This is a genomic window from uncultured Escherichia sp., assembly GCF_948475835.1.
Classification (GTDB): domain Bacteria; phylum Pseudomonadota; class Gammaproteobacteria; order Enterobacterales; family Enterobacteriaceae; genus ECMA0423.
Window position 1 is genome coordinate 22433 of sequence record NZ_CAOLGM010000044.1, and the last position, 9902, is coordinate 32334.

Sequence of the window (9902 nt, forward strand, 5' to 3'; positions counted from 1 at the left end):
CTAGCATAAAGCCTTATTATTGATGAGGCTATCATGCGCGTACTGCTATTTTTACTTCTTTCCCTTTTCATGTTATCGGCATTTTCGGCTGATAACCTGTTGCGCTGGCATGATGCGCAGCATTACACGGTGCAAGCCTCTACGCCGCTTAAAGCCAAACGCGCATGGAAACTGTGCGCGCTTTATCCCAGCCTGAAAGATTCATACTGGTTATCGTTGAACTATGGTATGCAGGAGGCAGCTCGCCGCTATGGTGTGGATTTAAAAGTGCTGGAGGCAGGCGGCTACAGCCAGTTGGCTACCCAGCAAGCACAAATCGACCAGTGTAAACAGTGGGGCGCAGAGGCCATTTTGCTCGGTAGTAGCACGACGTCATTTCCCGACCTGCAAAAGCAGGTAGCAAATCTGCCGGTGATCGAACTGGTAAATGCTCTTGATGATCCCCAGGTGAAAAGCCGCGTTGGTGTGCCCTGGTTTCAGATGGGCTATCAACCTGGGCGATATTTGGTGCAATGGGCGCACGGTAAACCACTGAACGTGCTGCTGATGCCCGGACCCGATAACGCCGGGGGCAGTAAGGAGATGGTCGAGGGTTTTCGCGCAGCCATTGCCGGAAGCCCGGTGCGTATTGTTGATATTGCGCTTGGTGATAACGATATTGAAATCCAGCGTAACCTGTTGCAGGAGATGCTGGAACGCCACCCAGAAATCGACGTCGTTGCCGGAACGGCCATTGCGGCAGAGGCGGCAATGGGTGAAGGGCGTAACCTGAAAACGCCGCTTACCGTGGTGTCGTTTTATCTTTCACATCAGGTGTATCGCGGGCTGAAGCGGGGAAGAGTGATTATGGCTGCCAGCGATCAAATGGTCTGGCAGGGGGAACTGGCAGTTGAGCAGGCCATCAGGCAATTACAGGGGCAATCGGTGTCTGATAATGTCAGCCCACCGATTTTAGTTCTGACGCCGAAAAATGCCGACCGAGAACATATCCGCCGCTCGCTGTCACCAGGGGGATTTCGTCCGGTCTATTTTTATCAGCACACATCAGCGGCTAAGAAATAACCTTCGCCATGTTGCGTCACCAGTAAATCCGCGCTGAGTTTATGACGTAAACGACGAATTAACACATCGACGGTGCGCAGGTCAGGGTTTTCCACCCGACGCGCAGAAAGCATACGTAGCAGACGTTCACGGCTGAGAATTTCGCCCGGATTCGTCACAAATGCCACCAACATTTCATACTCTGCGCGGGTCAGTTTAATCGGCTCGCCATCCCGCTCCAGCGTATGGCGCGACACATTCAGGCAATAACCGGCAAAGCGATAGCAGTTGTCCTGAGTGTGCGGTTGAGCTTGTCGCGCGAGGTCGATTCGCCAGAGCAGATTTTTCACCCGTACTACCAGTTCGCGCAGTTCCAGCGGTTTGGTGACGTAATCGTCTGCGCCCATTTCCAGCCCAACAATACGGTCAATCCGATCGCTGCGTCCGGTAACCAGAATAATCCCCACCGTTGAGCGTTCTCGCAGGGCGCGGGTTAACATCAGGCCATTTTCATCGGGTAAGTTGATATCCAGCAGAATTAAATCTACCGGCTGATTCTGCATAATTTCCCGCAGCCCGGCACCGCTCGCTGTAACGGAAACGGTATACCCCTCCTGAGTGAAGTAAGATTGTAATCGCGCCTGGGTAACCGGCTCATCTTCAACAATAACAATGTGATGTGGCATCAGAGGGTTTTACTCATTCTGTTCATATCTGTTCATATTCTGCCGTAAGCCGTTCATCCTGACCAGTGCCGCTGTTCATATTTGCTCATTAAGATCGCTTCACTAAACCATAATTTTACAGGGGCTATTATGCGGAAACTCTGGAACGCGCTACGCCGACCCAGTGCTCGTTGGTCGGTACTGGCGCTGGTCGCTATTGGGATTGTGATTGGCATTGCGCTGATTGTATTGCCACACGTTGGGATCAAAGTCACCAGCACAACCGAATTTTGTGTCAGTTGTCACAGTATGCAACCGGTGTATGAAGAATATAAACAGTCGGTGCATTTCCAGAACGCCTCCGGCGTGCGAGCTGAATGCCATGACTGTCATATCCCGCCGGATATTCCAGGCATGGTGAAGCGCAAACTGGAAGCGAGCAACGACATTTACCAGACCTTTATTGCTCACTCCATTGATACACCTGAAAAATTCGAAGCCAAACGCGCGGAACTTGCCGAGCGTGAATGGGCGCGAATGAAAGAAAACAACTCGGCAACCTGCCGCTCCTGCCATAACTACGACGCTATGGATCATGCGAAGCAGCATCCTGAAGCGGCACGTCAGATGAAGGTGGCAGCGAAAGATAATCAATCCTGCATCGACTGTCATAAAGGTATTGCCCACCAGTTACCGGATATGAGTAGCGGCTTCCGTAAGCAGTTCGATGAGCTGCGCGCCAGTGCTAATGACAGTGGTGACACGCTGTACTCTATTGATATTAAGCCAATTTATGCGGCGAAAGGCGATAAAGAAGCCTCTGGTTCTCTGCTGCCTGCTTCGGAAGTGAAAGTCCTTAAACGTGACGGCGACTGGCTGCAAATTGAAATTATCGGCTGGACGGAAAGCGCCGGACGTCAGCGTGTACTCACCCAGTTCCCAGGTAAACGCATCTTTGTTGCCTCGATTCGTGGTGATGTGCAGCAGCAGGTGAAAACGCTGGAGAAAACCACCGTTGCCGACACCAATACCGAGTGGAGCAAGTTGCAGGCCACCGCGTGGATGAAGAAAGGCGACATGGTGAACGATATCAAACCGATCTGGGCTTATGCGGATTCGCTGTACAACGGCACCTGTAACCAGTGCCACGGCGCACCGGAAATCGCCCACTTTGACGCTAACGGTTGGATCGGCACGCTCAACGGCATGATTGGCTTTACCAGTCTCGATAAACGTGAAGAACGCACCTTGTTGAAATATCTGCAAATGAATGCGTCTGACATCGCAGGTAAGGCTCACGGCGATAAGAAGGAAGAAAAATAATGAACAATAACGATCTCTTTCAGGCATCACGTCGGCGTTTTCTGGCACAACTCGGCGGCTTAACCGTCGCCGGGATGCTGGGGCCGTCATTGTTAACGCCGCGCAGTGCGACTGCGGCGCAAGCGGCGGCTGTCATCTCGAAAGAGGGCATTCTTACCGGGTCGCACTGGGGGGCTATCCGCGCGACGGTGAAGGATGGTCGCTTTGTGGCGGCAAAACCGTTCGAACTGGATAAATATCCGTCGAAAATGATTGCCGGATTGCCGGATCACGTACACAACGCGGCGCGTATTCGTTATCCGATGGTACGCGTGGACTGGCTGCGTAAGCGCCATCTCAGCGATACCTCCCAGCGCGGTGATAACCGTTTTGTGCGCGTGAGCTGGGATGAAGCCCTCGACATGTTCTATGAAGAACTGGAACGCGTGCAGAAAACTCACGGGCCGAGTGCCTTGCTGACCGCCAGTGGTTGGCAATCGACGGGGATGTTCCATAACGCTTCGGGGATGCTGGCGAAAGCTATTGCCTTGCATGGTAATAGCGTTGGTACGGGCGGAGATTACTCTACCGGTGCTGCGCAGGTGATCCTGCCGCGCGTAGTCGGTTCGATGGAAGTGTATGAACAGCAAACCTCCTGGCCGCTGGTATTGCAGAACAGCAAAACCATTATGCTGTGGGGCTCCGATTTGCTGAAAAACCAGCAAGCGAACTGGTGGTGCCCGGATCACGATGTTTATGAATATTACGAGCAACTAAAAGCGAAAGTCGCCGCCGGTGAAATTGAGGTCATCAGCATCGATCCGGTTGTCACATCCACCCATGAGTATCTGGGGCGCGAGCATGTGAAGCACATTGCGGTTAACCCGCAAACTGACGTGCCGCTGCAACTGGCGCTGGCGTATACGCTGTACAGTGAAAACCTGTACGACAAAAACTTCCTCGCTAACTACTGTGTAGGTTTTGAGCAGTTCCTGCCGTACCTGCTGGGTGAGAAAGACGGTCAGCCGAAAGATGCCGCATGGGCTGAAAAACTGACCGGCATTGATGCTGAAACCATTCGTGGGCTGGCGCGCCAGATGGCGGCGAACAGAACGCAGATTATTGCTGGCTGGTGCGTACAGCGTATGCAGCACGGTGAACAGTGGGCGTGGATGATTGTGGTTCTGGCGGCGATGCTGGGGCAAATTGGCCTGCCAGGTGGTGGCTTCGGTTTTGGCTGGCACTATAACGGCGCAGGCACGCCGGGGCGTAAAGGCGTTATTCTGAGTGGTTTCTCCGGCTCTACGTCGATTCCGCCTGTTCACGACAACAGTGACTACAAAGGCTACAGCAGCACTATTCCGATTGCCCGTTTTATCGATGCGATCCTCGAACCGGGGAAAGTGATCAACTGGAACGGTAAATCGGTAAAACTGCCGCCGCTGAAAATGTGTATTTTTGCCGGAACTAACCCGTTCCATCGCCATCAGCAGATCAACCGCATTATTGAAGGCTGGCGCAAGCTGGAAACGGTTATCGCCATAGATAACCAGTGGACCTCAACCTGCCGCTTTGCCGATATCGTACTGCCTGCGACCACGCAGTTTGAGCGTAACGATCTCGACCAGTACGGCAACCACTCCAACCGTGGCATTATCGCCATGAAACAGGTGGTGCCGCCGCAGTTCGAGGCGCGCAACGACTTTGATATTTTCCGCGAGCTGTGCCGTCGCTTTAATCGCGAAGAAGCCTTTACCGAAGGGCTGGACGAAATGGGCTGGCTGAAACGCATCTGGCAGGAAGGTGTACAACAAGGCAAAGGACGCGGCGTTCATCTGCCAGCGTTTGATGACTTCTGGAATAACAAAGAGTACGTCGAGTTTGACCATCCGCAGATGTTTGTTCGCCACCAGGCATTCCGCGAAGATCCGGATCTCGAACCGCTGGGCACGCCGAGTGGCCTGATTGAGATCTACTCGAAAACTATCGCCGATATGAACTACGACGATTGTCAGGGACATCCGATGTGGTTTGAGAAAATCGAACGCTCCCACGGTGGGCCTGGCTCGCAGAAGTATCCGTTGCATCTGCAATCTGTGCATCCTGATTTCCGACTTCACTCGCAGTTATGTGAGTCGGAAACTCTGCGTCAGCAATATACGGTAGCGGGTAAAGAGCCAGTGTTCATTAACCCGCAGGATGCCAGCGCGCGCGGTATTCGTAACGGTGATGTGGTACGCGTCTTTAACGCTCGCGGTCAGGTGTTGGCAGGGGCAGTGGTTTCTGACCGCTATGCACCCGGCGTGGCACGAATTCACGAAGGGGCATGGTACGATCCAGATAAAGGCGGCGAGCCTGGTGCGCTGTGCAAATACGGTAACCCCAACGTGTTGACCATCGACATCGGTACTTCGCAGCTGGCGCAGGCGACCAGTGCGCACACTACGCTGGTGGAAATTGAGAAGTACAACGGAACAGTGGAGCAGGTGACGGCGTTTAACGGCCCCGTGGAGATGGTGGCGCAGTGCGAATATGTTCCCGCGTCGCAGGTGAAATCATGACCACGCTGACAGCACAACAGATTGCCTGTGTTTACGCCTGGCTGGCGCAGTTGTTCTCCCGTGAACTGGACGATGAACAACTGACGCAAATCGCCAGTGCGCAGATGGCTGAATGGTTTTCGTTGCTGAAAAGCGAACCGCCGCTCACTGCGGCGGTGAACGAGCTGGAAAACCGTATTGCCACGCTGACAGTACGTGACGATGCCCGTCTGGAACTGGCCGCTGACTTTTGCGGCCTGTTTCTGATGACCGACAAACAAGCGGCGCTGCCGTATGCATCGGCCTACAAACAGGACGAGCAAGAGATTAAACGCTTGTTAGTTGAGGCAGGGATGGAAACCAGCGGCAATTTCAACGAACCGGCAGATCATCTGGCGATCTATCTCGAGTTGTTGAGTCATCTGCATTTTTCGCTGGGAGAGGGGACCGTTCCTGCGCGAAGAATCGAAAGTTTGCGGCAAAAAACACTGACGGCGCTGTGGCGCTGGTTACCGGAGTTTGCTGCGCGTTGTCGCCAGTATGACAGCTTTGGTTTTTACGCGACACTAAGCCAGTTATTGCTGGTGTTAGTGGAGAGCGACCACCAAAACAGATAACGTCGTTTGTGCGCCTGAAAAGACGCGTTTAGCGTCGCATCAGGCATTATGGGGCAGTTGCCGGATGCGTCATCACATCCGGCAAACACACATCACGGATGAGCTACAAACCGGGAAAGTCGCTGGCGCAGCAGGCGGTTTTCCTGCTTCAGGTGCGCAATATCATCCATTAACGTCAGCGCCACCGCGATCCCAGGCCAGTCCAGAGCCAGTTCATGACGCAGGCGTACTGCGCGTTGCACCACGATGGTGGCATGGTCGTCAAATACCCAGGTTGTTTCCTGGATCTCACGCGGTTCAACCACCCCCAAACCGACAATTTCATTCAACTCCTCTTCAGAGATGCCGGTATGCAGGCAAAATTCGGTAATAGTAAAAGTCACCGTAACATTAGCCATTATGCTTTCCCCCAATCTTTACGTGGATCAAAAGACGACTGGGCGTCTGCCAGTTGCTGCCACAGCGCGGCAGTGTTTTCATCCGGTTTCGGCGGCATCACGATTTTCAGTACCGCATACAGATCGCCGGTCTGTTTTTTGCTCACCAGACCTTTGCCTTTAACGCGCAATCGTTGCCCGGCCTGGCTGCCTGGCGGGATAGTCAGCAAAATGCTTTCTTTCAGTGTTGGAACGGTGACTTTAGCACCCAGCGCCGCTTCCCACGGGCTAACCGGCACCACAATTTCCAGATCCTGGCCGACAATATCGAACAGCGGATGTGGCGCAATATGAATCACCAGCCACAAATCGCCATTTGGACCACCGTTTTCGCCCGGCGTCCCCTGGCCTTTCAGACGGATGCGTTGACCATTGCCGACGCCCGCCGGGATCTTCACATTCAGCGTTTTCGGGATTTCCTGTTCGATCATGCCAAAGGCGTTATAAACCGGCAGGTTATAGCTGATGGTACGCTTATGCTCAGTAAGCGTTTCTTCGAGGAATACCGCCACTTCGATTTCAATATCGTGGCCGCGTGCGGCGGGGCGTTGACGGCTCTGGCGGGCATGCTGACCGAAAATTGACGAGAAGATATCGTCAAAATCTTCGGCATTAAAACTCTGACCGTCGCCATGATGGAACTGACGGTTAAATTGCGGATCGTTGCGATGTTGCCACATCTGATCATACTCAGCGCGACGTTGTTCATCACTTAACACTTCCCAGGCTTCAGCGACCTCTTTGAAGCGGGCTTCGGCATCCGGTTCTTTGCTGACATCAGGATGGTATTTGCGGGCCAGTCGACGATAGGCGGTCTTGATTGTCTTGAGATCGTCCGTCGGTTTCACGCCCATGATGGCGTAATAATCCTTTAATTCCATAGCGTTATCTCGCGTAAATCAACACAAATTGAAGGAACCCCTGTAAGGTAACTCCTATAAGTGTAGGGTAATCCTCAAAATTTCATATGCCAACACAGAATATGTTATTGAAATCATCGCGGAGAGGAGGTCGCCTCAAGGTGGGGTGCTGAACATATTTTAAACAGGTGAAAAAGGGTGAGCGATTTTTGATAGTGGAACCAGGCACTTTAAGTTTAACTGGGGCGTCATTATTTATTAAATTTTATAGGCGCTATATATGAGTAGTAATATACATGGAATTAGTTGCACTGCAAATAATTATTTGAAACAAGCCTGGAACAATATAAAAAATGAGCACGAAAAAAATCAAAAATATTCAATCACGCTTTTTGAAAACACACTGGTGTGTTTTATGCGGTTGTATAAAGAAATCAGACGTCAAAAAGCTGAAGACTACATTCCATGCCTGGAATGCGATTCACTAGAAAAAGAATTTGAGGAAATGCAGAATGATAATGATTTATCATTATTTTTGAGAACATTGCGTACTAATGATACAGAAACTTATTCAGGGGTTTCAGAAGGTATTACATATACTATACAATATGTTCGAGATATTGATATTGTTAGAGTGTCCTTGCCGGGCAGAGGTTCAGAGTCTATCACAGATTTTAAAGGTTATTATTGGTATGGCTTTATGGAATATATTGAAAACATTAATGCGTGTGATGATGTTTTTTCTGAGTATTGTTTAGATGATGAAAATATGAGTATCCAGCCAGAATGGATAAATACGCCGGGAATATCTGATTTAGATACTGGTATTGATTTGTCTGGTATATCTTTTATTCAGAGTGAAATTAATAAAACTTATGGATTAAAATACGCTCCAGTAGATGGCGATGGCTATTGTCTGTTAAGGGCCATACTGGTTTTAAAAGAACATGAGTATTCATGGGCGCTGGGCAGCCATAAGACGCAAAAGCAAGTATACGAAGAGTTTATTAAAATTGTTGATAAACAAACGATCGAGGCTCTTGTTGATACGGCATTCTATAATCTCAGGGAAGATGTAAAGACGTTATTTGGCGTTAATCTACAATCTGACAACAAAATTCAGGGGCAGAGTAGTCTTATGTCATGGAGCTTTCTGTTTTTTAAAAAACAATTCATTGATAGTTGCTTGAATAACGAAAAATGTATCCTGCATTTACCCGAGTTTATATTTAATGATAACAAGAACTTGCTTGCTTTAGATACCGACACGTCGGATAGGATTAAAGCGGTGAAGAATTTTCTTGCTGTTCTTTCAGATAGCATTTGCTCATTATTTATTGTTAATAGTAATATGGCATCAATCTCCTTGGGGAATGAATCCTTTTCAACAGATGACGACCTTGAGTATGGTTATTTAATAAACGCTGGCAATCATTATGATGTTTACCTCCCTCCTGAACTTTTTGCTCAGGCTTATAAGTTAAAAAATAAGGAAATGAATGCGCAACTCGACTATTTAAATCGTTATGCAATTTAATGGCAAAGGCATATGCTAAAAACCATTGTTATTAGTCTCACACTTTTTTATTGGTAAATATTGTCTCTGTATTGGTAACGCCGCAGATATTCTGTTTAGCCACAGGTGAAATTATCAGCGGCGTACGCGAGGCAGGGGCTAATCAGGCATAGTTTGCGTCAAACCTTGCCTGTTTTTGAAGATGTATATAGAAAAACAGGCGTTCAACAAGCCATTTTGCGAACCTGTTCCCGGAAAAAAGTCATATTTCTGTCACACTCTTTAGTGATTGATAACAAAAGAGGTGCCAGGAATGAACAAAACGCTAATCGCCGCAGCTGTGGCAGGGATAGTTTTACTCGCTTCAAACGCTCAGGCACAAACCGTACCGGAAGGCTATCAGCTACAGCAAGTGCTCATGATGAGCCGCCATAACTTACGTGCGCCGCTGGCGAACAATGGCAGTGTGCTGGAGCAGTCTACGCCGAATAAATGGCCCGAATGGGACGTCCCCGGTGGGCAACTCACCACCAAAGGTGGCGTGCTCGAAGTGTATATGGGCCATTACATGCGTGAATGGCTGGCACAGCAGGGGATGGTGAAATCGGGGGAATGCCCGCCGCCGGACACCGTTTATGCCTATGCCAATAGTCTGCAACGTACCGTTGCGACCGCACAGTTCTTTATTACCGGCGCATTCCCGGGGTGTGATATTCCTGTGCATCACCAGGAAAAAATGGGCACTATGGACCCAACCTTTAACCCGGTGATCACCGATGATTCCGCCGCATTCAGTGAACAGGCGGTGGCGGCAATGGAGAAAGAGCTCAGCAAACTCCAGCTTACCGACAGCTACCAACTACTGGAAAAAATCGTTAACTATAAAGATTCCCCTGCCTGTAAAGAGAAACAACAGTGTTCGCT

9 protein-coding genes are annotated in these 9902 nt (G+C 50.2%); 6 read left to right on the plus strand and 3 right to left on the minus strand.

Going from position 1 to position 9902, the window contains the following annotated elements; translation table 11 throughout:
* Nucleotides 1–33 precede the first annotated feature (33 nt).
* Complete coding sequence (torT, locus tag QZF50_RS10675; RefSeq protein WP_001264956.1) at nucleotides 34–1062, plus strand: TMAO reductase system periplasmic protein TorT; 1029 nt, start codon at nucleotides 34–36, stop codon at nucleotides 1060–1062.
* Here the strand turns inward: torT and torR are convergent.
* On the minus strand, nucleotides 1035–1727 hold the full coding sequence (gene torR, locus QZF50_RS10680) for a two-component system response regulator TorR (RefSeq protein WP_001120112.1): 693 nt from the start codon (nucleotides 1725–1727) through the stop codon (nucleotides 1035–1037). The two genes, torT and torR, sit on opposite strands and share 28 nt — an antisense overlap.
* A 129-nt stretch (nucleotides 1728–1856) precedes the next feature.
* Between torR and torC the strand changes: the two genes are divergently transcribed.
* Genes torC through torD form a run of 3 tightly spaced genes read left to right on the plus strand, consistent with a single transcriptional unit; the run spans nucleotide 1857 to nucleotide 6165 of the window.
* Nucleotides 1857–3029, plus strand: coding sequence for a pentaheme c-type cytochrome TorC (torC, locus tag QZF50_RS10685; protein ID WP_001471330.1), 1173 nt, complete (start codon nucleotides 1857–1859; stop codon nucleotides 3027–3029).
* Nucleotides 3029–5569, plus strand: a complete 2541-nt coding sequence (gene torA / locus QZF50_RS10690) for a trimethylamine-N-oxide reductase TorA (protein ID WP_038998076.1) — start codon at nucleotides 3029–3031, stop codon at nucleotides 5567–5569. Before torC ends, torA begins: the two co-directional genes overlap by 1 nt.
* Nucleotides 5566–6165 carry a molecular chaperone TorD gene (gene torD / locus QZF50_RS10695; protein WP_001471332.1) on the plus strand — a complete coding sequence of 200 codons (600 nt, stop codon included), beginning with the start codon at nucleotides 5566–5568 and terminating at the stop codon, nucleotides 6163–6165. The genes torA and torD overlap by 4 nt, the downstream gene beginning before the upstream one ends.
* 92 nt (nucleotides 6166–6257) lie before the next feature.
* On the opposite strand, the gene cbpM is transcribed toward torD, so the two are convergent.
* On the minus strand, nucleotides 6258–6563 hold the full coding sequence (gene cbpM, locus QZF50_RS10700) for a chaperone modulator CbpM (RefSeq protein ID WP_237897912.1): 306 nt from the start codon (nucleotides 6561–6563) through the stop codon (nucleotides 6258–6260).
* Nucleotides 6563–7483: a curved DNA-binding protein gene (gene cbpA, locus QZF50_RS10705; protein WP_000420617.1), complete on the minus strand. Its 921-nt coding sequence runs from the start codon at nucleotides 7481–7483 to the stop codon at nucleotides 6563–6565. The genes cbpM and cbpA overlap by 1 nt, the downstream gene beginning before the upstream one ends.
* Nucleotides 7484–7742: 259 nt before the next feature.
* On the opposite strand from cbpA, the gene QZF50_RS10710 reads away from it, so the two are divergent.
* Together QZF50_RS10710 and QZF50_RS10715 are read left to right on the plus strand one after the other, a co-directional pair.
* Complete coding sequence (locus QZF50_RS10710; protein WP_000097605.1) at nucleotides 7743–8999, plus strand: YccE family protein; 1257 nt, start codon at nucleotides 7743–7745, stop codon at nucleotides 8997–8999.
* A gap of 292 nt (nucleotides 9000–9291) precedes the next feature.
* Nucleotides 9292–9902, plus strand: a 611-nt coding sequence (locus QZF50_RS10715; RefSeq protein WP_290388871.1) for a histidine-type phosphatase, incomplete at its 3' end; no start/stop codon positions are given.

What these genes read in the sequence shown, in the direction of transcription:
- torT (WP_001264956.1), top strand. Translation starts at nt 34, where the DNA reads ATGCGCGTACTGCTATTTTTACTTCTTTCCCTTTTCATGTTATCGGCA.
- torR (WP_001120112.1), bottom strand. Translation starts at nt 1,727, where the DNA reads ATGCCACATCACATTGTTATTGTTGAAGATGAGCCGGTTACCCAGGCG.
- torC (WP_001471330.1), top strand. Translation starts at nt 1,857, where the DNA reads ATGCGGAAACTCTGGAACGCGCTACGCCGACCCAGTGCTCGTTGGTCG.
- torA (WP_038998076.1), top strand. Translation starts at nt 3,029, where the DNA reads ATGAACAATAACGATCTCTTTCAGGCATCACGTCGGCGTTTTCTGGCA.
- torD (WP_001471332.1), top strand. Translation starts at nt 5,566, where the DNA reads ATGACCACGCTGACAGCACAACAGATTGCCTGTGTTTACGCCTGGCTG.
- cbpM (WP_237897912.1), bottom strand. Translation starts at nt 6,563, where the DNA reads ATGGCTAATGTTACGGTGACTTTTACTATTACCGAATTTTGCCTGCAT.
- cbpA (WP_000420617.1), bottom strand. Translation starts at nt 7,483, where the DNA reads ATGGAATTAAAGGATTATTACGCCATCATGGGCGTGAAACCGACGGAC.
- QZF50_RS10710 (WP_000097605.1), top strand. Translation starts at nt 7,743, where the DNA reads ATGAGTAGTAATATACATGGAATTAGTTGCACTGCAAATAATTATTTG.